We start from the raw sequence: 25,873 nt of genomic DNA on the forward strand, positions 1-25,873 counted from the left end.
CCCCGCGCCCCCGGTAGGTGCCGGGGGCACCCGTCGGGCGCCCGGTCACGCCGGGCCCAGTTCCTCGATCCGCCGGGCCAGTTCGGCCGTGGCCGGAGCCTCCGGCGCGAGCACGGACACCACCGCCACCAGCTCCGGCAGCGCGCCGTGCGCCGCACAGGTCCGCAGCAGGGCCAGCGCCTCGGCCCGGCTCGCCGACTGGCGGCTGACCGAGGTGCCGACGGTGGGCAGCTCATCGAGCAGCTGCTGCCAGCGGACGGGTGAGGTCATCCCGGGAATGTCCAGCAAGGCATCGGCCAGCACACCAAGTTGATGAATGGTCGGCTTGGCCGCACGGTGTGGCGGCGCCGCCACGGCGTACGCACGCGCAGGGGGCGCCGCGGAGGCCGGACAGGCGGCCCCGGGCAGCCGTCCGATCAGCTCGAACGCGAAGGCGGCGGCATGCCGGGACGCCACCGGCTGCCAGCGCTCGTCATGCGCCTCGCCCTTGTCACCCAGCAGATCGGAGATTCCCCGGATCACCAGGGCGTCCAGATGCTGATTGAGATAGGCCCCCGCCAGGAAGCCGAACCCCTCCATGTCCACCGCGACGGCGTCCCCCGCGGCCGCCGCCAGCCGGCGGCCGGTGTCCGAGCGGTGGTGCGCCACCACCCGTCCGCCCGCCGCGACCGGTTTGACATGGGCGCGGGGGAGCGGTGAGCCGTCCGCCGGGTGGATCCGCCGCTGCCACTCATCACCCGCGGTGACGATCCGGGCCAACTGCACCAGACCGTATGCCGACTGATGGGTTTTCTGCCGGGGCAGGAAACCGCCCTCGGTGTCCTTGCCGGTTTCGTAGTCGTACACCGCGTCCGCGGCCACCACATCGCCCAGCGCCACATCCTTGCGTCCCCCGGCCACCCCGACGAACAGCAGCGCGCGGGGTGCGAACAGCGCCGCGGCCCGCTCGACCGCGGCCGCCGCGCCCGGATTTCCCGGGCCCGTCATATGGGTCGCCACCCGCCGCTCGACCGCCCCCGCGCGGAAGGTGCCCACCTCGAACAGGGCACCCCGCTCGGCCCGCACCAGGTGTAACTCCTCCAAGTGGGCGCGCACCGCCCGGTACTCCACCTCCAGCGCGGTGAGCACCACCACATCCGCCCGCGCGGGCGCCCCGTTTGCTCCACCCGTCACCGTTTCCCCCTCGGTACCGTTCCGACCCGAACCCACCATGGTGCGCCACCGCGGGCCGGGCGTCGATGTAAACGGTCACATCACGGACGGCGCAGATCGGCGTAGCGCACGATCTGCGCCGTGACCACGCCGACCAGCGCCACCTCGGCCACGGACACCGCGACCAGCCATGGACGCAGCGGCTCGGCGGACCAGCAGACGATCAGGGCGGCCATCGGCGCCACCGAGAACAACAGCAGGTCGGCGGCGAGTTGCAGCCGCTTCCGGGAGACCCTGCGGTGGTCGTCGCGATGGGCCGTCTCCCAGCCGAAGACCCGGGCGGTCCCCGGCGCCAGCGCCGCCAGCCGTGGCCCCAGATCCCCGCGCACATAGCGCCCGATGGCCGAGATCTTCTCGTCGTTGACCAGATACGCCCATCCCAGCACCACCGAGGCGAGCGGCAGCAGCAGAAGCAACTCCGGCTGACCGTCGTTCTGGAAGGTGAAGGTGACGATGGCCGCCATCGAGGCGAGCGTGGCGTACAGCAGATTGTCCCGGAACCCGATCCGCGCCCGCTGTTCCTCCTTCACCTGCTCGTACTCCACGATGAGCAGTCTGGTGGCCAGCGTCTCCGCGTCGCCGTCCCCGTCCCGCGCCACCCCGGGCCCCCCTCCGCGCTCCCTCGCGGAACCCTATCGTGTGACGTTCCCTCAGATTCTGCTGCCGGTCGCGGTGTCCGAGGACAGTCGCTGGGCCAGGTAGATGGGGATGACCGACAGCAGCACGAGGACGGCGGCGACCACATTGACCACCGGGGCCTGCTGGGGGCGGGCCATATTGGAGAAGATCCAGATCGGCAGGGTCTGGATACCGGGGCCCGCGGTGAAGGTGGTCACCACGATCTCGTCGAAGGACAGGGCGAAGGCCAGCAGACCGCCCGCCACCAGGGCCGAACGCACCAGCGGGAAGGTGATGTCGACGAAGGCGCGGAAGGTGTTCGCGCCCAGGTCCATGGCGGCCTGTTCATAGGATCCGGCCATCCGGCGCAGCCGGGCGATCACATTGTTGAAGACCACCACGATGCAGAAGGTGGCATGGCCGACCACCACGGTGAACATGCCCAGGCCGACCCCGAGCGGTTCGAGGACCGTACGGAAGGCGGTGTTGAGGGCCACACCGGTGACGATGCCGGGGAGTGCGATCGGCAGCACGACCAGGAAGGAGAGGGTCTCCCGGCCGAAGAAGCGGAAGCGCTGGACGGCGAAGGCGATGAGGGTGCCGAGGACGAGGGCGATCGCGGTGGCGCCGAGACCGGCCTTGACCGAGGTCCACACCGCGTCACGGGCGCCGGTGCTGTGCCAGGCGTCGGCCCACCAGTGGAAGGTCAGCCCGGGCGGTGGCCAGCCGGAACTGCGGTCGGGATTGAGCGAGTTGACCAGGACCAGCAGCAGCGGCACATAGATGACCGCGAAGCCGAGCCCGGCGGCGATGCGCAGGGTGATACGCGCGGGGCGGGAGAGATTCATCGAAGCGCCTTCGGTATGCGGGCCGTCAGAGGCTGCTGAGGGCGCCGGTGCGGCGCGCCGCGAGCAGATAGCACACGATGATCACCACCGGTACGGTGCCCAGGGCCGCGGCGAGCGGCAGGTCGAGGGTGATGTTGGAGTAGATGAGATTGCCGATGAGCTGGGTCTTGCCACCGACGATCTGTACGGCGATGTAGTCGCCGAGGCTGAGCGAGAAGGTGAAGACCGAGCCCGCCGCGATGGACGGCAGCAGCATCGGCAGCACCACCGAACGGAAGGTACGGCCGGTGCGGGCCCCGAGATCGGCGGAGGCGTCCAGCAGATTGTCCGGCAGCTGTTCCAGTCCGGCGTGGATCGGCAGGATCATGTACGGCAGCCACAGATACGTCAGCACCAGGACGGTGGCGGTCAGTCCATAGCCGGGTCCGTCCAGCCCGACCGGGCCGAGCAGCCAGTCCAGCAGCCCGCCCTCGGCGAGGATCAGCCGCCAGGCGTACGCCTTGACCAGATAGCTGGCCCACAGCGGGGTGAGGATGGCCACCACCAGCAGGGGCCGCCAGCGGGGCTTGGCGATCCGGGCGGTGTAGAAGGCGACGGGGAAGGCGATCACCGCGCACAGCACGGTGACCGCGAGGGCGACGCCGACGCTGCGCAGGGCGACCTGGCGGTAGACGTCGCTCTGGAACAGGGTGGTGAAGTTGTCCGTGTTCCAGACCTTCACCACGCTGGAGGTGAAGCTGTCCGTCGTCCAGAACGCGGAGAGGAACAGCGCGCTGAGCGAGCCGAGATAGGCGAGGACAAGCCAGGTCAGCGGTGCGGTGAGGAGCAGGGACAGCTGGAGCCGGGGCCGGCGGTGCAGGGTCCCGGCGAGCCGCCGGACGAATCCGGCGGCCGGCGCGGTCTTGGTCATCTGAGGCTCAGCCCTTGATCTCGGTCCATGCCTGGACCCACTTGGCATAGGGCACACACGTGGCGTCCTTGCGGCCGTCGAGGCACTGGGCGACCGGGGTGGTCCAGAAGTGGACCTTCTTCCAGTACCCCTCGTCCGCCGCGTGGAAGGTGTCGCAGTGGTCCTTCGCCGCGGTCAGGGCACAGGACTTGGCGTTTGCCGGGGCCTCGCCGAAGTACTCGGCCACCTGGGCGTTGACCTTCGGGGAGATGATCCAGTCCATCCACTTGTAGGCGCAGTTGGGGTGCTTGGCCTTGGCGGAGACCATCCAGGTGTCGGACCAGCCGGTGGCGCCCTCCTTCGGCAGCACCGCCTTGACCGGGGCCTTCTCGGCCTGGGTGGCGTTGACGATCACCTGCCAGCTGGTGCCGACCACCGAGTTGCCGCTCTTGAAGGCGGAGATCTCCTTGAGGTAGTCGCTCCAGTACTCGCCGATGTTGCCGTTCTGGTCCTTGAGCAGATCGACGGCCGCGTCGAACTGCTTCTGGTCCAGGGCGTAGGGGTTCTTGATGCCCAGCGACGGCTTGCTCTTCATCAGGTAGAGCGCGGCGTCGGCGATATAGATCGGCGAGTCGTACGCGGTGACCTTGCCCTTGTGGGCGGAGGCCTTGTCGAAGACGGCGGACCAGGAGTCGGGGGCCGGGGAGACCTTCTTGGTGTTGTACATCAGGAGGTTGGCGCCGCGGCCGTGCGGAATGCCGTAGGGGACACCGCCGACCGAGTTCCAGTCCTTCTTCTTCAGCCCGTCGAAGACGTCCTTGTAGTGGGGGACGAGTTTGGTGTTGACGGGTTCGGCGTCACCGGAGGCGATCAGTCGCAGTGAGGCGTCGCCGGAGGCGGAGACCGCGTCGTACTGACCGGTCTTCATCAGGCTGACCATCTCGTCGGAGCTGGCCGCGGTCTTGGAGCTGACCTGGCAGCCGGTCTGCTTCTCGAAGTCGCTGACCCAGTCGACCTTCGGGTCGTTGCTGCCGTCCTCGACGTATCCGGCCCAGGCGATGAGGTTCACCTTGCCCTCGGACTTGCCGAGCTGCTGACGCGGCTTGAGGTCCGGCGGGTCGAAGCCGCCGGACGACGAGGACGTACCGGATGAGCCGCAGGCGGTGGCGAGGAGCAGAACTCCGGCCGCGGCGACGGCCTTGAGTGCATGAGGCAGTGCATATGGCATGCGCACGACAAATCTCCACGAGAAGGGGCGGGGGGAGGGGTGAAGTTGGCAGGGCGGGCGCGGCCCGCGGGCTCAGAGCGCGTCCGGGACCCGGACGGTGTGGCGCGGCTGCCACTGGAGCCTGACCCGAGAGCCGCGGTACGCCGCGACGTCCTCGGAGGAGGTCTCCAGGTTCTGCTGGAGGGCGGTGAGCCGCCCCCCGGCGTCGAGGTCGACGAGGAAACGGGTCGCGTCGCCGAGGTAGACGACCTCGGCCACGGTGCCGACGGCGCCGGAGGAGTCCGGTATCCCGCCGTCCCGGTCCTCCTTCAGCACCCGGATCTTCTCCGGGCGGATGCTGAAGGTGCCGGTCTCACCCACCACCCGCTCCGCGGCGGCGCCGGTGAGCAGGTTGGAGGTGCCGACGAAACCGGCGACGAAGGGGGTGGCGGGGCGTTCGTAGATCTCGGCGGGGGTGCCCACCTGTTCCACCCGGCCCCGGTTGAAGACCGCGATGCGGTCGCTCATGGTCAGCGCCTCGTCCTGGTCATGGGTGACGAAGACGAAGGTGATGCCGACCTCGCGCTGGAGCTCCTTGAGTTCGATCTGCATCTGCTCGCGCAGCTTGAGGTCGAGGGCGCCCAGCGGTTCGTCGAGCAGCAGCACCCGCGGGCGGCTGACCAGGGCCCGGGCCAGCGCCACCCGCTGTCGCTGGCCACCGGAGAGCTGGGCGGGCCTGCGGCCGCCGAGCCCTTCGAGCCGGACATCGGCCAGGGCCTCGTGGGCCCGGCGCAGCCGTTCGGCCTTGGCGACCTTCTGGATCTTCAGTCCATAGGCCACGTTCTGCTCGATCGTCATATGCGGGAAGAGCGCGTAGTCCTGGAAGACGGTGTGTACATCGCGCTCGAAGGGGGCGAGCCGGGTGACGTCCCGTCCGGCCAGTTCGATGGTGCCGCCGGTGGGCGGCTCGAAGCCCGCGATCATCCGGAGCACTGTCGTCTTGCCGGATCCGGAGGGCCCCAGCATCGAGAAGAACTCGCCGTCCGATATCTCCAGGTCGACTCCGGCGACCGCCTCCGTCTTCCCGAAGGACTTGCGCAGGCTCTGTAGTCGGATGGCTTTCCCCTCCATGGGCGGGAACCTTTCTGATGCCGCGGGACGTTGGTTCGTAAAACTATGAAGTCATAGGTCTAATTACAAGACCCCGTTAAGGTAAAGCCTGAGTCAATGAACTGGGGGTGAGTGCCGTGACGCGAGACTTCGGCGGTGCCCGGCAGGGCGTCTTCGCACCCGTCGACAGCCTGGCCAGGGTGGACGCCGTGGTGCGGCGGCTGGGGGACGCCATAGAGCTCGGGCTGCTGGCGGACGGCGAGCAGCTGCCCGGTGAGTCCGACCTCGCGGCACGGCTCGGTGTCTCCACCGTCACCTTGCGTGAAGCCCTCATGGCCCTGCGTCAGCAAGGATTGGTCACCACCCGCAGGGGCCGCGGCGGCGGCAGCTTCGTCACCGTTCCCGAAGGGCCCGCGGAGGAGCGGCTGCGCGGACTGCTCATCGGCTGGAGCACCGAGGAGCTGCGCGACCTCGGTGACCACTGGGCCGCCGTCTCCGGGGCCGCGGCCCGGCTGGCCGCCCACCGCACCGAGCCCGGCGAACTGATCCAACTCAGCCGCTCCGTCGACCAGTTGGCCGAGGCCGCCGACCCCCCGGCGCGCAGCCGGGTGCACGGCCGCTTCCATGTGGAGCTGGCCGCCGCCGCCCAGTCCGCACGGCTGACCCGCGAGGCGATAGCCATCCAGACGGAAGTGGGCGCGCTGCTCTCCCTGGTGCTCGCGGACGACGAGTGTCTGAAGGACGTGTGCGATCGTCACCGCGCTGTGATCTGCACCCTGCAAGATGGGGCGGACGAGCAGGCCAGAGCCCTGGCCGAGGCGTGCGTCCAGCTGTGCGTGGCGCGCTTGGTCGAACTCCGCCTCGCCACCACCGGCTCCGCCGACGGAACCCCTCCCTAGGAGAACACCTATGGGTAGCAGCCCCCGTCCCGCAGGTGCCGGGCCGGACCTCCTGGTGACGGCCGCCGATGTGGCGGCCCGCGTCCGCGACACCCTGGAGGGCGTGTTCGACGCCGTCCGGGGGATCAGCGACGACGCGGCGGCGCTGCTCACCTCCGTCGGCGGCGGCGGGCAGCGGCCCGTCACCAACGATCTCGCCGAACTCCGGCCCGGACTGCAATCCCGGCTCACCCGGCTCGAACTGGTCTCCGGCGCCGGGTTCGTGGCCGCCCCGCATCTGCTCGCCGACGCATCGGTGTGGCTGGAGTGGTGGCAGATCGGGGCGGGCGGTGAGGTGCGCCCGCTCCTGCTCGACCTGGACCCGGAGCACTCGGCGTACTCCGACTACACCCACTGGGACTGGTTCGCACTGGCCCGTGACACCGGCCGCCGCGCGGTGGCCGGACCGTATGTGGACTACCTCTGCTCCGACGAGTACAGCCTCACCCTCTCCGTTCCCGTGACCGTCGACGGCCGCTTCATGGGGGTGGCGGCGGCCGATGTGTATCTCTCGCACTTCGAGGCCGCGGTGATGCCGGTGATGCAGCGGCTGCCCGCCCCCGCCTTCCTGGTCAACGCGCGCGGCCGGGTCGCCGCGTCGACCTGCGCCGACTACCTCACCGGCGCGCTCTTCAAGGGCCCGGACTTCGCGGCGGTCCCCACCGGTCCCGCCGAAGGCGTCGAGTACGGCGGACGGCGGCTGCGGCCCTGCGGGGACATTCCACTCATCCTGGTCACGAACCCCGGTGCCGAGGACCACCCCGGGAAGTGATCGCGCGGCGGCACCTGGCGCCGCCTCCGGTCGCGGAGCACATAGATTGTGCGTACCGGAGGAACGACAAAGGTGGTTGACCCGATGAGCCTGTACGACATTCCGCTGCGCACCCTGTCCGGCGAGCCCACCTCGCTCGGCGCGCACCAGAACACCGCGGTGCTGCTGGTCAATGTGGCGTCCAAATGCGGCCTCACCCCGCAGTACGAGGGGCTGGAGCGGTTGCAGCAGCGCTACGCCGAGCGCGGCTTCACCGTGCTGGGCGTGCCCTGCAACCAGTTCGCGGGGCAGGAGCCGGGCTCCAGCGAGGAGATCCAGACCTTCTGCTCCACGACCTACGGCGTCAGCTTCCCGCTCCTGGAGAAGGTCGATGTCAACGGCGAGCAGCGGCATCCGCTCTACACCGAGCTGACGCGGGTGGCGGACGCGGCCGGGGAGGCCGGGGATGTGCAGTGGAACTTCGAGAAGTTCCTGATCTCGCCCGGCGGTGAGGTCGTCGGCCGGTTCCGCCCGCGCACCGAGCCGGAGGCCCCGGAGCTGGTCGCCGCGATCGAGACCCAGCTGCGCGGCTAGCCCGCGGAACGCCCGGACGCCGGTGAGGGAACGGACGCCCGGTGAGGGCAGGACGCCGGTGAGGACAGGCCGCCGGTGACCGGACCGGTCCGCTACGGATGCCGGGGCACGGCGGCGGGGCCGTACCGGCTCACACCGGTACGGCCACCGGCGTCTCGGCGTCCTTGCCCGTCCGGCCCGTGCGGTACAGGAGCGCCGTGAGCAGCACCCCCGCGACGAAGATGCCCGCCGACCACCAGTAGGCGACCTCGTAGCTGTGCAACTGGGCCCGGGCCGCGGTGGCCGGGCCCGGCCGGTGCTCCGCCAGGTAGTCGGCCGCGGCCTCGGCCGCCAGCGTGTTGAGCAGCGCCGTGCCGATGGAACCGCCGATCTGCTGCATCGTGTTGACGGCCGCGGAGGCGACCCCGGCGTCGTCCGCGCCGATCCGCTCGGTGGCCATGGCCATCGCCGGGGGCATCACCAGACCGAGGCCGATCCCGGACAGCAGCAGCGGTGGCAGCACGGCCACCGCGTAATCGCTGTCGAGGCCGAGACCGGTCAGCCACACCATGGAGATGGCCGTCAGCCCCATGCCCAGCGGCACCACCGCCCTGGGGCCGACACGGGGGACCAGGACGGCGGTGGAGAGCTGTGCGCTGACCATCAGTCCGCCGATCATCGGAAGGAACGCCAGACCGGTCTGGACGGGGCTGAACCGCAGGCTCCCCTGGAGGTAGTAGGTCAGGAAGAGGAAGACACCGAACATACCCGCGCCGGAGAGCCCGATGGCGAGGAAGGACGCGCCGCGGTCACGGTCCAGCAGCACCCGGAGCGGCAGCAGCGGATGGGGCGTACGGGTCTGCCAGCGGGTGAAGAGGACCAGCAGGACGGCCCCGGCGAGCAGGAACCCCCAGGTGAGCGGGGAGGACCAGGAGTGGCTCTCGGCGTTGGAGAAGCCGTAGACCAGTCCGAAGAGCCCCGCCGAGACCAGAACGGTGCCCGGGAGGTCGAGTTGGGGCCGGTCGGCGGGCGCGCCGCGGCGCAGGAACGCCGCCCCGCCCGCCAGCGCGAGGGCGGCGAAGCCGAGGTTGACGTACAGGGTCCACCGCCAGCTCAGATGCTCGGTGAGCACCCCGCCCAGCAGCAGCCCGATACCGCCGCCGGATACGGCGATGGCCCCGTACGCGCCGAACGCCTTCGCCCGCTCCTTGGGGTCGGTGAAGGTGGTGTTGAGCAGCGACAGCGCGGCGGGGGCGAGCAGTGCGGCGAAGAGGCCCTGGAGGGCGCGGCCGGTGACCAGCAGTCCGAACCCGCTCGCCGCGCCCGCGAGCGCCGAGGCCGCGGCGAACCCGGCCACGCCGGTGAGGAAGACGGCCCTGCGGCCGAAGAGGTCGGCCAGCCGCCCGCCGAGGAGCAGCAGGCTGCCGAAGGCGAGGGAGTAGGCGGTGACGATCCACTGGCGGTTGCCGTCGGAGAAGCCGAGGTCGCGCTGTGCCGAGGGCAGGGCGATGTTCACGACGGTGGCGTCGAGGACCACCATCAACTGGGCGACGCCGATGGCGGCGAGGATCCACCAGCGGTGCCGGACCGGGTCGGCCGGCGGGGAGGTCGGAGTGGTCGGTTCGGTCGAGGTGCCGGTGGTGGTCTGGCGCATGGCGGTGCCCTCCGGGCGGGAGGCGGAACGGGGCATAGAGAAACGAAACCGTTTCGTACTCTATGAAAGTAGCCCGCACCTCATCGCAACGCAAAGGCTTCGGTTACGCGTGTTGAGCGCGGGCATCCGGCGTAAAGCGGCCACCCTCGGCGCCCGCGCCACCCGCCGCGGCCAGCGCCACCCCTGCGGTCGGCTTCTCCGCTCCGGTCAGCGTCTCCGGGGCGGCCGGCCCGGTTCGATGACGGTGACCCCGCCCTTGGCGCCCGCCGCCATCGTGGACAGCGCCTCGGGCACCTCGTCCAGTCCGATGACATCGGTGACCAGCAGATCCGGCCGCAGCGATCCGGCCTCGACCATCTCCATCATCGGCCGGTAGGCGTGTGCGGCCATCCCGTGGCTGCCGAGCAGATGCAGCTCGAGCGCGATCACCCGGTCCATCGGGAGCATCGGCGTCCCGGCTGCCGGGGGCAGCAGTCCCACCTGGACATGGCGACCGTGGCGGCGCAGCGACTTGATCGACGCCGCACAGGTCCGCGGGGAGCCCAGCGCGTCCAGGGAGACATGGGCCCCGCCGCCCGTCGCGTCCGCGACCGCCTCGGCCACCGATCCCAGGGTGGACGCCGCGTCCACACACACCTCCGCCCCGAACCGCCCGGCCAGGGCGAGCGCCCGCGGTGAGATGTCCACCGCCACCACCCGCGCCCCGGCCGCGGCCGCGATCATGACCGCGGAGAGCCCCACACCGCCGCAGCCATGCACCGCGACCCATTCGCCCGGGGCGACCCGGCCCTGTGTCACCACGGCACGGAACGCGGTGGCGAAGCGGCAGCCGAGCCCGGCGGCCGTGGTGAACGACAGTTCACTGCGGATACCGACCAGGTTCACATCGGCGTTCTCGATCGCCACGAACTCCGCGAACGACCCCCAGTGGGTGAAGCCGGGCTGGGTCTGCCGCTCGCACACCTGCTGGGCGCCCTCCGCACAGGCGGCACAGCGCCCGCACGCGCAGACGAAGGGGACGGTGACCCGCTGCCCCGGGTTCCAGTTGAGGACGTCCGGGCCCACCTCCTCGACCACGCCCGCCAGTTCATGGCCGGGCACATGCGGCAGCCGTATCTCCGGGTCGTGGCCCATCCAGCCGTGCCAGTCGCTGCGGCAGAGCCCGGTCGCCTCGACGCGGATCACCGCACCGCTCCGGGAGGGGGCGGGGTCCTCGACGACCCGGACCTCGGGCCTGTGCCCGAAGTCATCGAACACCACAGCACGCATCGACCCGCTCCTCGCTCGAACACCCGGTGGGGGCGCTCGAACCTACACCACAACCGGCGGGTATCGGCGTGTGCGTACCGCGCCCCCTGGTTCAGCGCTTGTCGCGCTGTCCGTCGGCGAGTTGGCGGGTGGTCCTGTCCGCCCCGACCCGCCGCTGGACCCGCTCGGACAGACCGGGGAAGAGTCCGCCGAGGGCACTGCCGAAGCGCAGCTCCACCGGGGCGACGTTCACCTCGGCCCGATTGCGCTCGATGGCGCGTATCGTCGCCGCCGCCACCTGGCGGCTGGAGACGGTCCGCACCCCGGCCGGGGCAGCCCCACCGGCTTCCGCGAACATCCCCACGTCGCCCACGAATCCGGGCTGCACCAGCGACACCCCGACACCCGTACCGTGCAGATCCTGCCGCAGCCCCAGGGTGAAGCCCCGCAGCCCGAACTTGGACGCGTTGTAGAGCGCGGCGCCGGGGGAGGCGGCCCGGCCCGACAGCGAACCGATCATCACCAGATGGCCCGAACCCTCGGCCACCATCGTGGGGGCCATCAGCCGGGAAAGCAGCAGCGGAGCGCGGAGATTGACCTCGAGGGCGCGGTCGAGCTGGTCGGTCCCGTAGTCGAGGACCGGTCCGCTGGAGGGCAGCGCGGCGTTGGCGATGAGGATCCGGGCGTCCGACGCCTCCTCCGCGAGCCGCTCGAGCTCCTCGCGGTCGGAGAGGTCGGCCACCAGCGCCCGCCCGCCGAGGCGCTCGGCCAGCGGACGCAGTACCTCCTCGCGCCGCCCGGTGAGGAGGAGCTTGGCGCCCTTGGCCGCGAGTGCGCGGGCCAGTGTCCGGCCGATACCTCCGGTGGCCCCGGTGAGCAGGACGGTCGTACCGCTGATCCGCATGCGATCTCCTCCGGTTACTGACGGGTTCGTCCGGGCACCGTACTGCCCGCGCCCCCTTCCCTCGCCACCCGGGGTGAGACGGGGGCAGCGGTGCGCCACGGCCGGGCGCGCGCTCCGGCCCGGTCCTCCGGTGCGGTGGGGTGCCCGGCTCAGGAGACGGTCCGGCCGCCGGTCCCGGTGTCCCGGCCGGACGCGGCTCCCAGCCCGTACACCCGGCGGGCGTTGTCCGCGGCGAGCAGCGCCGCCACCCGGTGGGCGTCCCGCCGTGCCCAGGCCCCCTCCGCCACCCAGCCGTTCACCAGCGTCGTCAGCGCCTCCCGGAACAGCCGCGCGCCCACCACGTACAGCTCGGGCAGCCCGTAGGCGTCGGTGGAGAACAGCACCTTGCCGAACGGGGCGAGCTCCAGCATCTCGGCCAGCACCGCCCCGGCCCGCGCCCCGGTGTGTGTCAGGGCCAGCCCCACATCGGCGTAGACATGGGGGAAGACGGCGGCCAGATAGCCCGCGCCGCGGTGATACGGATAGCCGTGCAGCAGTATCAGCGTGCAGCCGGTGGGCCGTACCGCGCGGATGAAGTCGGTGAGCGCGAGCGGATCGCAGCGGTCCAGCCGCAGATCCGGATCCCCGAACCCGGTGTGCAGCTGGAGCGGCAGCCCGGTGTGCGCGGCCGACCACAGCAGATGGCGCAGCAGTACGGGATCGGTGACCCGGGCCGCGGCCCCGCCTCCCTCCGCGCCGCCGTCCGCCCGGCGGGCCAGCCAGTGCTCGGCCGCGGTGTGGAGGGCGGCCGGGGCCGGGGGATCGGGCGCGAGGTCCAGCCCGTAGCGGTACGCGGCCACCGACTTGAACCCCGCCGCCGTCCGGGCCGCCTCGCGCACCCCGTCCGCCAGCCCGGTCAGGAAGTCGTCCGCGGTGCGCGCGGTGTCGGCGGTCCGCTCCGCCAGCTGTTCCAGCCGGACGATCTCATGGGCCGTACCGCCCGCCGCCGCGGCCAGCTCCCGTGGTGTGGTGAGGTCCCCGGGCAGCCCCGTGTCCACCAGGAACTCACCGATCCCGGACGCCGCCAGCAGCCGCCGGGTCACCTCGCCCACCCCCAGCTCGTGCCGCCGGGCGAGGTACCGGGCGGGCGGGCAGTGCGGTTCCAGTCCGAGCAGCGGCGGGCACCAGCGGCGCACCGCGAAGCCCAGCTGGCTGTCGAAGAAGGTGGTGCCCAGCGCCGCGGGCGCGTCGGACTCGGTCAGGAACGCCTCGAACGCGGCCGAATCCAGCTCGGAGCGGGCCACCCCGTGGCAGTGGTGGTCCACCAGCGGCGGCAGCGGGAGCTCGGCCGGGTCCGGCGTCTCGGCGGCGGCCACCGTTCAGTACCGCCCGCGGGTCGCGTTCGCGATCTCCTGCGGACTCGCCTTCGCGAACAGCTCGGACTCCGCCCGGCGCACCGCCGCGATGGACTCGAAGAGCGGATCGCCCATCGCCTCCCGGAGCACCCCGGAGCCCTCGAACTCCTTCAGCGCCTCCGGCAGCGAGGTGGGCAGCCGCCGCTCCCGCCCCTGGACCACCGGGTCGCCCGCCACCGGGGCGGGCAGCGTCAGCCCGGCGTCCAGTCCGGCCAGCCCGGCGGCGATCACCGAACCCGTCACCAGATAGGGATTGGCCGCCGGGTCGACACATTTGACCTCGGCGTTGGCCGCCCCCGGGTCGTCCGGCGCGCCGGTGATGAACCGCAGCGCGGCCTCCCGGTTCTCCAGCCCCCAGCACTGGTACGCCCCCGCCCAGCGGGAGGGCTCCAGCCGCAGATAGCTCGCGGGGGAGGGGGCGCCGACCGCGAGCAGGGCGGGCAGCGCCCGCAGCACCCCGGCGAGGAACGCCTCGCTCGTCGCCGTCATACCGTGAGGGCCGTCGCCGTCCCGGCACAGATTGCGGTCGTCCTGCCACAGGCTCAGATGGAGATGGCCGCCGTTGCCCACTCCGCCCGCCCGCACCACCGGGCCGAACAGCGGATGCAGCCCGGCCCGCCCCGATACCGCCCGGATCGTCTCGCGTACCAGTACGGCCAGGTCGGCGGCGCCGACCGGGTCCGAGGGGGCCACGGATACCTCGAGCTGCCCCGGCGAGTACTCCGGGTGGAGCTGGAGCACCTCTACCCGCTGGGCCCGGAGGGCACCGAGCAGATCGGCGAGATAGCCGGAGAGGTCGACCACCCGCGCCATCCCGTACGCCGGGCCCGCGGTGGGGTAGGGCGGCTCGTCCCGTGAGGGCCGGTCGTCCGACGGGTCGTCCGAGGTGACCACCCACTCCGTCTCGAACCCCATCCGCAGGGTGAGCCCCCGCTCCCGGGCCAGCTCCGTCATCCGCCGCGCGAACAGCCGCTGGCAGGTGGGGTGCACCGCCCCCGTCTGGTCGTACCGGTCGGCCGGTGCCCAGGCCCAGCCGGGCTGGGCGGCCAGCGGGGTGAGCCGGTCGAGATCGGGGAACAGCCGCAGATCGCCGTCGGGACCGCCGATATGGGGGCTGGTGGTCATGGAGTCGTCCACCAGATAGACGTCGAAGACCGGCGACATGCCGACGCCGCGGCGCACGGCGTGCGGGAGCCGTGCGGTGGGCACGGTCTTGACCCGGGTGAGACCCGCGTTGTCCACCCAGGTCAGCGCGATCCCGCCGACCCCGTCCGCGGCCAGCCGCTCGGCCTCCTGCCGAGCCCGCGCATACGCCCGCTCCCGATCGCCCGTCGCCATGCACTTCCTCCTCTGTCGCCGCCTCTGCCCCGAGCGTATTGCCTCGGACCGGGTGAGGGGTGACGGAACGTCCCGATCAGGGAGGGAGGGTGACGGTCAGTCACCTTTCGGGATCGGCGCACCACCGCTCGGCATCGTCGGGCCGACGGCCCGGGACGCCTCCGGGACCGGCCCGCGATTGGCGCATCCGGCGCCGCTTTCGTACAGTTCCGCCGTTACACCAGGGAAAACGGCGATACCAGAAAGCGGCAGCGGCGATGACGGTGACTGACGACGGCCGGGCCGGGACGACGGGCGTCGATCCCAGGACAGTACGAGCGGCGGAGGCGGCAGGGACGGCGGAGGCGGCCGAGGCCGTCGCCGGAGCGGCCGGAATCGACCCCGAGCGGTTGGCGACCTGTCTGAGCGTGCTCGCGGAGCTCGACGGGCTGCCGGTCGACCACCCCGACGCCATCGCCGTGCGGCGCGCCACCGCCGGGATCTACCGCACCGTGAAGCAGCGCCGCCGCCAGGAGCGGCGGGCCGCGAAGACCGCCAACGACAAGGCGGTGACCGAGGCCACCGCCACCGGAGCCGCCGACCGGATCGACGACGAGACGCTCGGCCTGGCCCTCAGCAGCTCGGTGACGACGGAGATCGCGGGCATCCTGGACCGCCCCCGCTCCTGCTACGTCTGCAAGACCCGCTATGTCGAGGTCGACGCGTTCTACCACCAGCTCTGCCGCGAGTGCGCCGCCGAGAACCGGGGCCGCCGTGACGCCCGGGCCGATCTCAGCGGACGGCGCGCACTGCTCACCGGCGGGCGCGCGAAGATCGGGATGTATATCGCGCTGCGGCTGCTGCGTGATGGCGCGCACACCACCCTCACCACCCGCTTCCCGAACGACGCCATCCGCCGTTTCAAGGCGATGCCCGACAGCGGTGAGTGGCTGCACCGGCTGAAGATCGTCGGTATTGATCTGCGGGACCCGGCCCAGGTCATCGGGTTGGCCGACACGGTGAGCGCCGCGGGTCCGCTGGACATCCTGATCAACAACGCCGCGCAGACGGTGCGCCGTACGCCCCAGGCGTACGCGGAGCTGATCGCCGGGGAGTCGGCGCCGCTGCCCGCCGGGGAGCTGCCCGAGGCCACGGTCCTCGGGGCGTTCGGCAGCGGCTCCCAGACGGCGCTGCCGGGGCCGCGCCGTCCACGGGACGGCGCGCTGACCCCGCAGGACCTCACCGCCCTCGCCCTCACCAGCGGCTCCGCCTCACCCGCCCGGATCGAGGCCGGTACCGCGATCGACGCGGGCGGGCTCATACCGGACCTGGACGCGACCAACACCTGGATCCAGCGGGTCGACGAGGTCGACCCCGTCGAGATGCTCGAAGTGCAGCTGTGCAACGAGACGGCGCCCTTCATCCTGGTCAGCCGACTGCGCCCGGCGATGGCCGCCTCGCCCGCCCGGCGCAAGTACGTGGTGAACGTCTCCGCGATGGAGGGCAAGTTCGGCCGCGGCTACAAGGGCGCGGGGCATCCGCACACCAATATGGCCAAGGCCGCGCTCAATATGCTCACCCGTACCAGCGCCCGCGAGATGTTCGAGGCCGACGCCATCCTGATGACCAGCGTCGACACCGGCTGGATCACCGATGAGCGGCCGCACCCCGACAAGATGCGGCTGGCCGCCGAGGGCTTCCACGCCCCGCTCGACCTCGTCGACGGCGCGGCCCGGGTCTATGACCCGATCGTCCGGGGTGAGCAGGGCGAGGACCTCTACGGCTGCTTCCTGAAGGACTACGCGCCGACGACCTGGTAACCGGCCGTCGGGCGCGTCTGCGCGACGCTCATCCGCCCGCCGCCGCCGTCCCCGGGCGGCGGCGGAACACCGCGGCGCAGCGGCGCAGCAGCCGTCCGGCGCGGGACCGCAGCGCGGCCCGGGCGCGCGCCCGGGAGCGGGCGCCACGGGTGGCGGCCAGCTCCTCGAAGAGCCGCTCATAGCGCCAGGCGATCGGTGCCGGGTCGTAGGTCCGCGCGGACTCCAGCGCCGCTGCCCCCATGGCCCGCCGGGCCGGGGCGTCATCGATCAGCTCCAGCAGGGCACCGGCGAGCGCGTGCTTGTCGCCGGTCGGCACCAGCCGCCCGGTGGCCCCGTCCTGGATGATCTCGGAGGGGCCGAGCGGGCAGTCGGTGCTCACCACCGGCACCCCGCAGCGCATCGCCTCGACGATGGTCATGCCGAACGACTCGGCGTCCGAGGCCACCGCGACCAGCGACGCCTTGGCGAACTCCGCCTCGATCGGGGAGCGCGGCCCCATCAGCTCGGCGCTGCCCGTCAGCCCCTGCTGGGTGATCCGCTCACGCAGCCGGTCCTTCTCCGCTCCACCGCCGTAGATCCGCAGCCGCCAGTCCGGATGCTTCTCCACGACCTCGGCGAAGGCGTCGATCAGCAGGTCGAAGCGTTTGCCACGGACCAGCCGGCCGGCCGCCGCGATCACCGGCTCGGTGCCCTCGGAGGGCGGAACATCTGGTTCCGGAACGCTGTTCGGTATCGCCAGGATCCGCGACCACGGCAGCGGCATCCGCTCCCGGTAGACCGCGGAGTCGGCCTCGGTCGTCGTGACCACGGCGTCGAGCGCGCGGTAGTGCGGTGTCAGCTCCGTCCGCAGCCGCTTGCTGTGCGCCTCGAACCGCAGATGCTCCTGGGCGATGCGCAGCGCGCCGCGCGGGCCGAAGCGGGCGAGGTAGACATTGACGCCCGGCCGGGTGCCCACGAGTACGTCCGCACCGCAGCCGCGCAGATACTCCGCCGCCCGCTCGTCGATCAGCCTGCTGTACTGCTCGTACCGCTTCTCGTGGACAGGGAAGTCCCGCGCCGGTTCACCGAACCGCGGATCCCGGGCGTCGGCGCTCTCCGGGCGCGTGTCCACCAGCGGGACCAGCCGTATCCGGGGGTCCACGGTGAACCGCGGCGTCTCGCGGTGCCGTTGCATCGAGGCGATCTCGACCTCGTGGCGATCGGCCAGCGCAGCGGCGAGGTTCAGCGTGGTCCGGATCGTTCCGCCGATCCCGTAGGCGTTGTGCAGCAGGAATACGATCTTCATACGGTGATTTTCTCCGGCTGGTGGCATCGGCGGGACGGGTTTCCCCCGGAACGTGTTCGACACCATCTCCGGATTCGGTAAGCCGGTCACGAGAACAAGGTGAGAGCAGGGTAAGAAGCGCTGCCCGGGAGGGGTGGGCGCAATCGGCGCCCGGTGGCTCTTGGCAGACTCGGGTGGTGATGAACACCGTGCTGCTCGCCGAGGACGACCGCGCCATCCGCCATGCCCTGGAGCGTGCCCTGACCCTGGAGGGGTACCGGGTCACCGCCGTCCCCGACGGCATCGAGGCGCTGGCCGCCGCGCACCGCGACCATCCGGACGTGGTGGTCCTCGATGTGATGATGCCGGGGGTGGACGGGCTCCAGGTGTGCCGGGTGCTGCGCGCCGAGGGGGACCGTACACCGATCCTCATGCTCACCGCGAGGGTCGAGACCGCCGACCGGATCGAGGGTCTGGACGCGGGCGCGGACGACTATGTGGCCAAGCCCTTCGAGATCGAGGAGGTCTTCGCCCGGCTGCGGGCCCTGCTGCGCCGCGCCGCCCCCGCTCCCGAGGCGCCCGGTGAACCGGCCGTCGACGGGGTGGTCGAGGTCGCGGATCTGCGCCTTGACCCCTCGGCGCGGCGGGCCTGGCGCGGCGGTACGGAACTGGAGCTCACCCGTACCGAGTTCGACCTGCTGGAACTGCTGGCGCGCAACGCGGGCATCGTCCTGGACCACACCACCATCTACGCACGCATCTGGGGCTATGACTTCGGCCCCGGTTCCAAGAACCTCGCCGTCTACATCGGCTATCTGCGCCGCAAGGTCGACCTGGAGGGCGCCGAGCCGCTCATCCACACCGTGCGCGGCGTCGGTTACACCCTGCGGGAGGAGTGAGAGAGTTGCGCCGCCCCTCCCGGCCCCGCGGTCCGCGGCCCAGTCTGCGGACCACCTTCGCGCTGTCCTTCGCGGCCGTGGCCTCCGTGGTCACCCTGCTGGTCGGCGGTCTCAGCTATGACGCCGCCGCCGGTCTGGTACGGGTGGACCAGCAGTCGGCCTTCGACGATGTCGTCCGCGATCTGCGGACCGAGGTCCAGGGGGAGAAGGTGGTGCTCAGCGAGTACCCCTCCGAGGTGCCGGTCCCCTACGACCTGCGGGGCGAGCTGCGCCGGATCAGCCGGATGGACGTGCAGGTGATCAACGGCCGGGGCACCGTCCACGACCCGGGCAAACCCCCGCTGCCGGTCGGCTCCGAGGACCGGGCCACCGCCGCCTCCGGAACGGCCGGGACCGTGGCGCGGCGCAACATCGGCATCGGCGACGAGCAGTACCGGATGGCCACCGTGGCCGTCGGCGACGGCACCGGGGCGATCCAGGTGGCTCAGCAGATCAGCGACACCGAGGATCTGCTGCGCGAACTCCAGAAGCGCACCGCGCTGTTCATCGCCGCCGTCATCGCCGCCGCCGGACTCGCCGGCTGGTGGCTGGCGGGGCGGATCACCCGGCGGCTGGTGCGGCTCACCCGGGTCGCCGAGGGCGTCGCGGCGACGGGCCGGATGCAGGTGGCCGTACCGGTCACCGGACAGGACGAAGTGGGCCGTCTGGGCCGGGCGTTCGACGGCATGCTGGGCCGGCTCGCCCGCTCCAAGGACGACCAGCGGCGGCTGGTCCAGGACGCCGGACATGAACTGCGCACCCCGCTCACCTCGCTGCGCACCAATGTCTCGCTGCTGCGCCGCTTCGAGGAGCTGCCGCCGTCCGCGCGCGAGGATCTCCTCGCCGACCTGGCGGGGGAGACCCGCGAACTGACCGATCTGGTCAATGAACTGGTGGAGCTGGCCGCCGGTCAGAAGGACGACGAACCGCGGACAGCGGTGTCGCTGGCGGCGGTGGCCACCACCGCCGCCACCCTCGCCCGCCGCCGGACCGGCCGGGAGATCACCGTACGGACGGCGGGCGACACCCGGGTCGAGGGCGGTCCGGCCGCCCTCCAGCGGGCGATCTCCAACCTGGTGGAGAACGCCGCCAAGTTCGACCAGGAGGGCACCGAACCGGTCGAGGTGGTGATCACCGGCCGCCGGGTGGAGGTCCGCGACCGCGGCCCCGGTATCGCCGAGGAGGACCGCGACCGGGTCTTCGACCGCTTCTACCGGGCCCCGGGCGCCCGCAGCCTGCCCGGCTCCGGACTCGGCCTCGCCATCGTCCGCGAGATCGCCCTCGCACACGGCGGTACGGTCTTCGCCCGGCCGCGGCCGGGCGGTGGAGCGGTGCTGGGCTTCACGGTCGGCGACCGCCCGATGCGGCCCGCGGAGTCCTGACCCTCGTCCATGGCGCATGCGACGGGAGCACGGCTCAGGGCTTGCGGGCCAGCCCCACCCACAAGGAGACATCAGCGCTGCTGAGGTCCGGCACCTCACCGTCCGGCTTCCACCGGTGCGGCTCCTCGACGCCCGGTGCGATGAGCTCGAGCCCGTCGAAGAACCGCTCGACCTCCTGCCGGGACCGCACCTGCGCGGGGATACCGCCCTGGGTGTAGATGTCCTGGACCTTGCGCCAGGTCTCCGGGGCGAAGTCCGGAGTGGCGTGCGAGAGCACCAGGAAGCTGCCCGAGGGCAGTGCGTCGATGAACTGCCGGACCAGTTCGTACGGCCGGAACTCGTCCGGGACGAAGTGGAACAGCGCGTTGAACGACAGGGCCAGCGGCTGGCTCAGGTCGAGCGTCTCATGCAGCTCGGGTGCCTTCAGGATCCGCTCGGGTTCGCGTACGTCGGCCTGGAGGTAGGCGGTGCGGCCCTCCGGTGTGCCGTGCAGCAGAGCCTGCGCGTACGCCAGCACGATCGGATCGTTGTCCGCGTACACGATCCGGGCGTCCGGGGCGACGGTCTGGGCGACCTGGTGGAGATTGGGTTCGGTGGGTATGCCGGTGCCGATGTCCAGGAACTGGCGTATCCCGGCCTCGCCCGCGAGCCAGCGGGTGGCGCGGTGCATGAAGGCCCGGTTGGTCCGGGCGCAGGTCTTGATCCCCGGGAAGACCGAGAGGACGTGGGCCGCGGCCTGTTCGTCGACCTCGTAGTGGTCCTTGCCCCCGAGGTAGTAGTCGTACATCCGCGCCGGGTGCGGCCTCGTGGTGTCGATGTTCATGATGTTTGTGATTCTCCTGCCCCCGTCGAAATGTCCGCGCTCTCGGTCATGCGGCCCTCCGCTCCGTGCCGGTCCCCTTGGGCGACGTCAGGTTGGGTTCCGCCCGCCCCAGCAGGAAGTCCGCGGCACCGGCCTTGGCGCCCCGGATGAACGTCTCGATCTCATGGTGGGTGTAGATCAGGGCGGGCCCGTCGGGGTCGGTCGACTGGCGCAGTGCCACCCGCCCGTCCGTCAGCTTCAGCACTTCGAGGCAGGCTCCCCCGTTGGGGCCGCTCCAGGGCTTCCGCCAGCCTTCTGCCCCCAGTTGCTTGGCCGGCATGCCGTTGTAGACGTTGTCGACGTGATCCACGGTCAGAGCTCCTTGCGCATCTCACGGAGGAAGACCTCCGTGCTCCGCGCCGGTGTGGCCTGGGTGCCCATACGGTCAAGAGCCTCCAGGTAGGCGGCCACATCGGCGCGTTGGTCGAGATAGCCGGCGCCGGTCAGGCCCTCGGCGTAGACGATGTCCGGCATTTCCGGGACCTGGAACCGGAAGAGCTGGAACGGGCCGCCCATCCCCGGGTGCGGGCCCGCGGAGAACGGCACCACCTGAAGGGTGACGTTCGGCATCCGGGTGGCCTCGATGAGCCGGTCGATCTGGGCGCGCATCACCTCCGGCCCGCCGATGCCGAGACGGAGCACCGTCTCGTCCATCACGGCCCACAGATGCGGGCCGTCGGGCCGGGTCAGCAGTTCCTGGCGCTCCATCCGCAGGGCGACCCGGCGGTCGATCTCCTGCTCGCTGCCGTTCGGGAAGCCGATGGTCAGCAGGGCGCGGGCATACCCCTCGGTCTGGAGCAGACCGGGTACGAAGTGCGGCTCGTACGCGCGGATACGGCTGGCCGCGCCCTCCAGACTCACATAGAGGCTGAACCAGTCGGGCAGCACATCGCGGAACCGGTGCCACCAGCCGGGTCTGTTGGCGTCCTCGGCGAGCGCGAGGAAGGCGTCGATCTCCTCCTGCTCGGCCCCATAGGTCTGCAACAGCTTCTCGACATACGGGAGTTTCAGGCCGACCTCGGCCTTTTCCATCCTGCGGACCGTGGTCTGGTTGACGTGCAGCGCCCTGGCGGCTTCCTCATAACCGACGCCGGCCTTCTCGCGTAGGTCCCGCAGCCGCATGCCGAGGACCATCTGCCCGACGGTCGGGGCAGACCGCGCTTCACCCACGTCGTACCTCCTCGGACGGTCATTGTCGAGAGTCAGTGTGCCACGTGCGGGATGGGTGGAACAGAGTGCTCTGGCTATTCTGCATTTCGCAGAACGCCTCTTGCCAACTGATGGTTTCAGCGTGGATAGTGACGTACTGTCCGGGCCAACAGGGTGGCCGGAAAGCGGACTTGTGCTCTTCTGAGCCCCCACAGCGAGACGGAAGGCAAATGGCCGTGGCATTGCGTCAACGCCCGACGATGGCCCCCCTCGTGAGCGCCGAGTGCTATGACGCCGCCCTTCGCCAGGAGATCTTCCGACTGCCCGCCCGTGGCGCCTCCGTCGCCGCCGCCCGTGGCCGGGTCCGCTCCCAACTGCCGCTCTGGGGTTTCTGCGAGGACGTCTGCGACGCCGCCGAGCTGGTGATGTCCGAGCTGTTCACCAACGCCCTGGTGCACACCCGAAGCGACCAGATCCTGTGCGTGCTGCGCGCCCATGAGCGCCGCTCGCTCTATGTCGAGGTCACCGACCAGGGCGGCGGGCCCCTCGGCCCCACCCCGCGGGACGCGGGCGTGGAGGACGAGAGCGGCCGCGGCCTCGCCCTGGTCCGGGCGCTCTCCGAAGCCTGGGGCGACCGCCCCGCCGCGGGCGGTGGCCGCGTCGTCTGGGCCCAGCTGAGCGCCACCCCGGTCTGACGCCAGAAAGCCGCCGCCGACGGCCCTGCGACCCTCCCGCCCTTACGGCGCGGAGCGTGGTGCGGGTTAGCATCGGCGGGTGCAGGGCGTGTCCCGCCGGGTGTTCCTGGCGGTTGCGGCGGTCGGGCTGGCCGGGTGCGAGGAGGCCGAGCCGCCCGGCAGAGTCAGGCTGGCCACCGGGCCGCGGGGCGGGCCGTACGCGATCTTCGGCAGTCGGCTGGCGGACGAGGTGCACCGGGCGCATCCGCAGATCGACGTCCGGGTACTGCCCACCGCGGCGAGTGTGGAGAACCTCCGGATGCTCGGCGACGGCCGGGCCGATGTGGCGCTCTCGCTGGCCGACAGCGCGGCCGACGCCGCCAAGGGCCGGGGTCCCTTCCGGCGGCCGGTGCCGGTCACCGCGCTCGCCCGGCTGTATCTCAACTATCTGCATCTGGTGGTGCCCGCGGACTCGTCGATCCGGCGCCCCTCCGACCTCACCGGGCGGACCGTCTCCCTCGGCGCCGCCGAGTCCGGCACCTCGGTGACCGCGGGGCGGGTGCTCGAGACGGCCGGGGTGCGCGCCGGGCGGACGGTACGGCTCGGGCTCGGCGAATCCGCCGACGCGCTCGCGGCGGCCGAGGTGGACGCCTTCTTCTGGTCCGGTGGCGCGCCGACCCGGACCATCGCCCAGCTCGCCAAGCGCCGCCCGGTGCGGCTGATCCCGCTCGACGGCCTGGCGGCCGCGCTGCGCCGCCGCCACGGTTCCGTCTACGAGAGCGCCTCCATCCCCGCCGGGATCTACGGGCTGCGCGGCCCGACCGCCACCGTGGGCACGCCCAGCTATCTCGTCTGCCGCGCCACTCTCGCGGCCACCACCGCCCGCGCGCTCACCGCCGTGCTCTTCGACCGGCGGGACCGGCTGCCGGTGCCGGACGCGCCGGGCAGCAGGCTCGACGAGCGGTACGCCATCGGCACCGGCACCGTCCCGCTGCACCGGGGCGCGGCGGCGTACTACCGCGAGGTGTACGGCTGAGCGCGGGGGGCCGGGTCCGGATCCGGTCCGTCGGGCAGCCGCAGCTCGACCACCAGGCCGTGCGGGGCGGCGGGCCGCAGCACCAGCGTGCAGCCCGCCGCGCGGGCCAGCTCCGCGGCGATGGCGAGACCGAGGCCGCTGCCGGGGATGTTCCCGTGGCCGGGGGAGCGCCAGAAGCGGCCGGGGGCCGCCGCCAGCTGCTCGGGTTCGAGCCCGGGGCCGTCGTCGGCGATCCGGAGCGCCCCGCTGTCCAGGGAGACGGTCACGGTGCCACCCGGCGGTACGAACTTCGCCGCGTTGTCCAGGGCGATATCGGCGATCCGCCCGGCCGCCGCGGGCAGTGAGGTGCGCTCGTCCGCCGTACCGCCGTCGATGCCGTCCGCGTCGGCTGTGCCGCCTGCGCCGTCGAGGTTGAGGGAAAGCGTCAGCTCGCGCGCCGCGTACACCTCGCGCCAGGTGACCAGCCGGGTGGCGAGCGCCGCGGGCGCGAGCGGTTCGGGAGCCGCCGCGCCCGCCTCCACACGGGCCAGCTCCAGCAGATCCTCGAGCAGCTGGGCCAGCCGGTCGACCTCGGCGAGGGCCTCGGCGAACTCCCCGTCGCCGCTCCTCTCCAGATGCGGTTCCAGGTTCTCCAGCCGCAGCGACAGCACCGTCAGCGGGGTGCGCAGCTCATGCGAGGCGTCCGCGACGAAGGCGCGCTGCCGCTCGAGGGCGGCCGAGACCGCGTCGGCCATCGCGTTGAACCGCCGCTCCAGCAGACGCAGCTCGGCCGGGCCCCGGCCGCCCGCCGCGACCCGGGCATCCATCCGGCCCTCGGCGATGGCGCGGGTGGTGACATCCAGCTCGGTCACCGGCCGCAGGATCCAGCGGGCCAGCCGCCGCGCCGCGATCAGGGCGCAGAGCACCGCGACCACCGAGCCCGCCGCCACCGCGGCCCAGACCAGGGCGACATCCCGCCGGGCCGCGGTCGTGGACGCCCGCATCACCACCACCCCGAAGACCTGGGCGTCCCGGCCGACCGGTTCGGCCACCACCGCCGAGTCCGGACCGAACGGGGTGACCAGCGGCAGACTGCCCGTGGTGCGGCCGGACAGCGCGCGTTCGGCCTCGCCCCGGTCCCAGGCCCCACCGCCCGCGATCCGCGTGCCGTCCCGGTCGCGGATCTCCACGGCGGTGCCGTAGAGCGCGTGGTAGCGGGAGACCTCCTGGGCCAGTCCGGCGGTGTCGCCCTCGCGGATCGCCTGGTCGGCGAGCTCGGCGAAGCGGGTGGCGTCCGCCCGCCGCTCCAGCAGCAGCTTCCCGGTGCGGTGCGAGGAGTACGCCAGGGAGAACGGCACCGCCAGCGCCGTCACCAGGCAGGCGATCAGGACGGTGTAGACGGTCAGGATCCGGAGGTGCATTCGCCGGTTCCCAGCCGGTAGCCCGTACCGCGCAGCGTCTCCACCAGACCCGGACAACCGGTCTTGGCGCGGATCCCGGCGATATGCACATCGAGGGACCGGGAGGCCGACAGCAGCAGATCGCCCCACACCTCGTCGAGGATCTCCTCGCGGCTGCGGACCACGCCGGGTTCACGGGCGAGCAGGGCCAGGACGTCGAACTCCCGGCGGGTGAGGGTGACGGGCCTGCCGTCCACCTCCAGCCGCCGCGCCGCCAGGTCGATGCGGACACCGCCCGCCGCCACCACCGGGTCCGTGGCGGTGAGCGGCCGGGTGCCGCGCCGGAGCACGGCCTCCATCCGGGCGATCAGCTCGCTGGTGCGGAACGGTTTGACGAGGTAGTCGTCGGCCCCGCCGCGCAGCCCCCGCAGTACGTCCCGCTCCTCGGAGCGGGCGGTGACCACGATGACCGGGACGGCGGAGGCGCGGCGCAGCCTGCGCAGCGCCTCCAGTCCGTCCATATCGGGCAGCCCCAGGTCGAGCAGGACGAAGTCGGCTCCGTCTTTCAGCCGCAGCGCGTCGTCCGCGCGCCCGGCGCGGACGACCTGGTGGCCCAGACGGGCCAGCGCGGCGGTCAGCGCGGCCGCCAGCCGGTTGTCGTCTTCGACCAGGAGAACGTGCATGGGCGTAAGGGTAAGCGGCGGGG

General features: G+C 72.0%; 25 protein-coding genes. 8 read left to right on the forward strand and 17 right to left on the reverse strand.

Annotated elements, in window-relative coordinates; translation table 11 throughout:
* Window positions 1-45: 45 nt before the first annotated feature.
* From AB0C66_RS31045 to AB0C66_RS31070, 6 genes are all read right to left on the reverse strand, one after another.
* Window positions 46-1,173: a hypothetical protein gene (locus AB0C66_RS31045; RefSeq protein ID WP_362446044.1), complete on the reverse strand. Its 1,128-nt coding sequence runs from the start codon at window positions 1,171-1,173 to the stop codon at window positions 46-48.
* Window positions 1,174-1,253: 80 nt separating this feature from the next.
* Window positions 1,254-1,811, reverse strand: coding sequence for a hypothetical protein (locus AB0C66_RS31050; RefSeq protein ID WP_362446047.1), 558 nt, complete (start codon window positions 1,809-1,811; stop codon window positions 1,254-1,256).
* A gap of 51 nt (window positions 1,812-1,862) precedes the next feature.
* Window positions 1,863-2,678, reverse strand: a complete 816-nt coding sequence (locus tag AB0C66_RS31055; RefSeq protein WP_362446050.1) for an ABC transporter permease — start codon at window positions 2,676-2,678, stop codon at window positions 1,863-1,865.
* A gap of 25 nt (window positions 2,679-2,703) precedes the next feature.
* Window positions 2,704-3,588: an ABC transporter permease gene (locus AB0C66_RS31060; protein ID WP_362446053.1), complete on the reverse strand. Its 885-nt coding sequence runs from the start codon at window positions 3,586-3,588 to the stop codon at window positions 2,704-2,706.
* Between the two features lie 7 nt (window positions 3,589-3,595).
* The gene (locus AB0C66_RS31065) at window positions 3,596-4,795 is read right to left on the reverse strand and encodes an ABC transporter substrate-binding protein (protein WP_362446225.1); all 1,200 of its coding nucleotides are present in this window, start codon (window positions 4,793-4,795) and stop codon (window positions 3,596-3,598) included.
* Between the two features lie 72 nt (window positions 4,796-4,867).
* Window positions 4,868-5,905: an ABC transporter ATP-binding protein gene (locus tag AB0C66_RS31070; protein ID WP_362446056.1), complete on the reverse strand. Its 1,038-nt coding sequence runs from the start codon at window positions 5,903-5,905 to the stop codon at window positions 4,868-4,870.
* Between the two features lie 116 nt (window positions 5,906-6,021).
* On the opposite strand from AB0C66_RS31070, the gene AB0C66_RS31075 reads away from it, so the two are divergent.
* The 3 genes from AB0C66_RS31075 to AB0C66_RS31085 all read left to right on the forward strand — a co-directional run bounded on the left by AB0C66_RS31075 (window position 6,022) and on the right by AB0C66_RS31085 (window position 8,167).
* Entirely contained in the window at window positions 6,022-6,783 is a 762-nt protein-coding gene (locus AB0C66_RS31075; RefSeq protein WP_362446059.1) for a GntR family transcriptional regulator, read from the forward strand.
* 10 nt (window positions 6,784-6,793) lie between these two features.
* Window positions 6,794-7,594: a cache domain-containing protein gene (locus AB0C66_RS31080; protein WP_362446062.1), complete on the forward strand. Its 801-nt coding sequence runs from the start codon at window positions 6,794-6,796 to the stop codon at window positions 7,592-7,594.
* 84 nt (window positions 7,595-7,678) lie between these two features.
* Entirely contained in the window at window positions 7,679-8,167 is a 489-nt protein-coding gene (locus tag AB0C66_RS31085; RefSeq protein ID WP_362446065.1) for a glutathione peroxidase, read from the forward strand.
* Window positions 8,168-8,297: 130 nt separating this feature from the next.
* On the opposite strand, the gene AB0C66_RS31090 is transcribed toward AB0C66_RS31085, so the two are convergent.
* The 5 genes from AB0C66_RS31090 to AB0C66_RS31110 all read right to left on the reverse strand — a co-directional run bounded on the left by AB0C66_RS31090 (window position 8,298) and on the right by AB0C66_RS31110 (window position 14,684).
* Window positions 8,298-9,836: an MFS transporter gene (locus AB0C66_RS31090; protein WP_362446068.1), complete on the reverse strand. Its 1,539-nt coding sequence runs from the start codon at window positions 9,834-9,836 to the stop codon at window positions 8,298-8,300.
* 171 nt (window positions 9,837-10,007) lie between these two features.
* Complete coding sequence (locus tag AB0C66_RS31095; protein ID WP_362446070.1) at window positions 10,008-11,069, reverse strand: zinc-dependent alcohol dehydrogenase family protein; 1,062 nt, start codon at window positions 11,067-11,069, stop codon at window positions 10,008-10,010.
* A 91-nt stretch (window positions 11,070-11,160) separates the two neighbouring features.
* The gene (locus AB0C66_RS31100) at window positions 11,161-11,952 is read right to left on the reverse strand and encodes an SDR family NAD(P)-dependent oxidoreductase (RefSeq protein ID WP_362446073.1); all 792 of its coding nucleotides are present in this window, start codon (window positions 11,950-11,952) and stop codon (window positions 11,161-11,163) included.
* 149 nt (window positions 11,953-12,101) lie between these two features.
* A complete protein-coding gene (locus AB0C66_RS31105) occupies window positions 12,102-13,307 on the reverse strand; it encodes an amidohydrolase family protein (protein WP_362446076.1) in 1,206 nt (401 codons plus the stop codon).
* A gap of 3 nt (window positions 13,308-13,310) precedes the next feature.
* A complete protein-coding gene (locus AB0C66_RS31110) occupies window positions 13,311-14,684 on the reverse strand; it encodes a glutamine synthetase family protein (RefSeq protein ID WP_362446079.1) in 1,374 nt (457 codons plus the stop codon).
* Window positions 14,685-14,941: 257 nt separating this feature from the next.
* Between AB0C66_RS31110 and AB0C66_RS31115 the strand changes: the two genes are divergently transcribed.
* Entirely contained in the window at window positions 14,942-16,483 is a 1,542-nt protein-coding gene (locus AB0C66_RS31115) for an SDR family NAD(P)-dependent oxidoreductase (RefSeq protein WP_362446082.1), read from the forward strand.
* Between the two features lie 28 nt (window positions 16,484-16,511).
* Here the strand turns inward: AB0C66_RS31115 and AB0C66_RS31120 are convergent, their stop codons facing one another.
* On the reverse strand, window positions 16,512-17,768 hold the full coding sequence (locus tag AB0C66_RS31120) for a glycosyltransferase family 4 protein (RefSeq protein WP_362446085.1): 1,257 nt from the start codon (window positions 17,766-17,768) through the stop codon (window positions 16,512-16,514).
* 176 nt (window positions 17,769-17,944) lie between these two features.
* Between AB0C66_RS31120 and AB0C66_RS31125 the strand changes: the two genes are divergently transcribed.
* Together AB0C66_RS31125 and AB0C66_RS31130 are read left to right on the forward strand one after the other, a co-directional pair.
* On the forward strand, window positions 17,945-18,646 hold the full coding sequence (locus tag AB0C66_RS31125) for a response regulator transcription factor (protein ID WP_362446088.1): 702 nt from the start codon (window positions 17,945-17,947) through the stop codon (window positions 18,644-18,646).
* A 5-nt stretch (window positions 18,647-18,651) separates the two neighbouring features.
* Window positions 18,652-20,067, forward strand: coding sequence for a HAMP domain-containing sensor histidine kinase (locus AB0C66_RS31130; protein ID WP_362446090.1), 1,416 nt, complete (start codon window positions 18,652-18,654; stop codon window positions 20,065-20,067).
* Between the two features lie 34 nt (window positions 20,068-20,101).
* On the opposite strand, the gene AB0C66_RS31135 is transcribed toward AB0C66_RS31130, so the two are convergent.
* From AB0C66_RS31135 to AB0C66_RS31145, 3 genes are read right to left on the reverse strand one after another with little or no spacing between them, the layout of a single operon-like run.
* Window positions 20,102-20,890, reverse strand: a complete 789-nt coding sequence (locus AB0C66_RS31135) for an SAM-dependent methyltransferase (RefSeq protein ID WP_362446093.1) — start codon at window positions 20,888-20,890, stop codon at window positions 20,102-20,104.
* 46 nt (window positions 20,891-20,936) lie between these two features.
* Complete coding sequence (locus AB0C66_RS31140; protein ID WP_362446228.1) at window positions 20,937-21,209, reverse strand: DUF397 domain-containing protein; 273 nt, start codon at window positions 21,207-21,209, stop codon at window positions 20,937-20,939.
* A gap of 32 nt (window positions 21,210-21,241) precedes the next feature.
* The gene (locus AB0C66_RS31145; protein WP_362446096.1) at window positions 21,242-22,099 is read right to left on the reverse strand and encodes a helix-turn-helix transcriptional regulator; all 858 of its coding nucleotides are present in this window, start codon (window positions 22,097-22,099) and stop codon (window positions 21,242-21,244) included.
* Between the two features lie 251 nt (window positions 22,100-22,350).
* Here AB0C66_RS31145 and AB0C66_RS31150 point away from each other — a divergent pair, with 251 nt between their 5' ends.
* Both AB0C66_RS31150 and AB0C66_RS31155 read left to right on the forward strand, forming a co-directional pair.
* The gene (locus tag AB0C66_RS31150; protein ID WP_362446099.1) at window positions 22,351-22,773 is read left to right on the forward strand and encodes an ATP-binding protein; all 423 of its coding nucleotides are present in this window, start codon (window positions 22,351-22,353) and stop codon (window positions 22,771-22,773) included.
* Between the two features lie 79 nt (window positions 22,774-22,852).
* The gene (locus tag AB0C66_RS31155; protein ID WP_362446102.1) at window positions 22,853-23,788 is read left to right on the forward strand and encodes a TAXI family TRAP transporter solute-binding subunit; all 936 of its coding nucleotides are present in this window, start codon (window positions 22,853-22,855) and stop codon (window positions 23,786-23,788) included.
* On the opposite strand, the gene AB0C66_RS31160 is transcribed toward AB0C66_RS31155, so the two are convergent.
* Both AB0C66_RS31160 and AB0C66_RS31165 read right to left on the reverse strand, forming a co-directional pair.
* A complete protein-coding gene (locus tag AB0C66_RS31160; protein WP_362446105.1) occupies window positions 23,767-25,188 on the reverse strand; it encodes a HAMP domain-containing sensor histidine kinase in 1,422 nt (473 codons plus the stop codon). The genes AB0C66_RS31155 and AB0C66_RS31160 overlap by 22 nt on opposite strands.
* Window positions 25,170-25,850, reverse strand: coding sequence for a response regulator transcription factor (locus AB0C66_RS31165; protein WP_362446108.1), 681 nt, complete (start codon window positions 25,848-25,850; stop codon window positions 25,170-25,172). Before AB0C66_RS31165 ends, AB0C66_RS31160 begins: the two co-directional genes overlap by 19 nt.
* Window positions 25,851-25,873 lie beyond the last annotated feature (23 nt).

Origin of the sequence: Streptomyces sp. NPDC048636 (genome assembly GCF_040650655.1) — a bacterium.
Lineage (GTDB): Bacteria > Actinomycetota > Actinomycetes > Streptomycetales > Streptomycetaceae > Streptomyces.

Excerpts from the sequence above, each read along its gene's own strand:
- AB0C66_RS31055 (WP_362446050.1), bottom strand. The coding sequence starts at position 2,678 with ATGAATCTCTCCCGCCCCGCGCGTATCACCCTGCGCATCGCCGCCGGG.
- AB0C66_RS31060 (WP_362446053.1), bottom strand. The coding sequence starts at position 3,588 with ATGACCAAGACCGCGCCGGCCGCCGGATTCGTCCGGCGGCTCGCCGGG.
- AB0C66_RS31065 (WP_362446225.1), bottom strand. The coding sequence starts at position 4,795 with ATGCCATATGCACTGCCTCATGCACTCAAGGCCGTCGCCGCGGCCGGA.
- AB0C66_RS31070 (WP_362446056.1), bottom strand. The coding sequence starts at position 5,905 with ATGGAGGGGAAAGCCATCCGACTACAGAGCCTGCGCAAGTCCTTCGGG.
- AB0C66_RS31080 (WP_362446062.1), top strand. The coding sequence starts at position 6,794 with ATGGGTAGCAGCCCCCGTCCCGCAGGTGCCGGGCCGGACCTCCTGGTG.
- AB0C66_RS31085 (WP_362446065.1), top strand. The coding sequence starts at position 7,679 with ATGAGCCTGTACGACATTCCGCTGCGCACCCTGTCCGGCGAGCCCACC.
- AB0C66_RS31090 (WP_362446068.1), bottom strand. The coding sequence starts at position 9,836 with ATGCCCCGTTCCGCCTCCCGCCCGGAGGGCACCGCCATGCGCCAGACC.
- AB0C66_RS31095 (WP_362446070.1), bottom strand. The coding sequence starts at position 11,069 with ATGCGTGCTGTGGTGTTCGATGACTTCGGGCACAGGCCCGAGGTCCGG.
- AB0C66_RS31100 (WP_362446073.1), bottom strand. The coding sequence starts at position 11,952 with ATGCGGATCAGCGGTACGACCGTCCTGCTCACCGGGGCCACCGGAGGT.
- AB0C66_RS31110 (WP_362446079.1), bottom strand. The coding sequence starts at position 14,684 with ATGGCGACGGGCGATCGGGAGCGGGCGTATGCGCGGGCTCGGCAGGAG.
- AB0C66_RS31115 (WP_362446082.1), top strand. The coding sequence starts at position 14,942 with ATGACGGTGACTGACGACGGCCGGGCCGGGACGACGGGCGTCGATCCC.
- AB0C66_RS31120 (WP_362446085.1), bottom strand. The coding sequence starts at position 17,768 with ATGAAGATCGTATTCCTGCTGCACAACGCCTACGGGATCGGCGGAACG.
- AB0C66_RS31135 (WP_362446093.1), bottom strand. The coding sequence starts at position 20,890 with ATGAACATCGACACCACGAGGCCGCACCCGGCGCGGATGTACGACTAC.
- AB0C66_RS31140 (WP_362446228.1), bottom strand. The coding sequence starts at position 21,209 with ATGCCGGCCAAGCAACTGGGGGCAGAAGGCTGGCGGAAGCCCTGGAGC.
- AB0C66_RS31160 (WP_362446105.1), bottom strand. The coding sequence starts at position 25,188 with ATGCACCTCCGGATCCTGACCGTCTACACCGTCCTGATCGCCTGCCTG.
- AB0C66_RS31165 (WP_362446108.1), bottom strand. The coding sequence starts at position 25,850 with ATGCACGTTCTCCTGGTCGAAGACGACAACCGGCTGGCGGCCGCGCTG.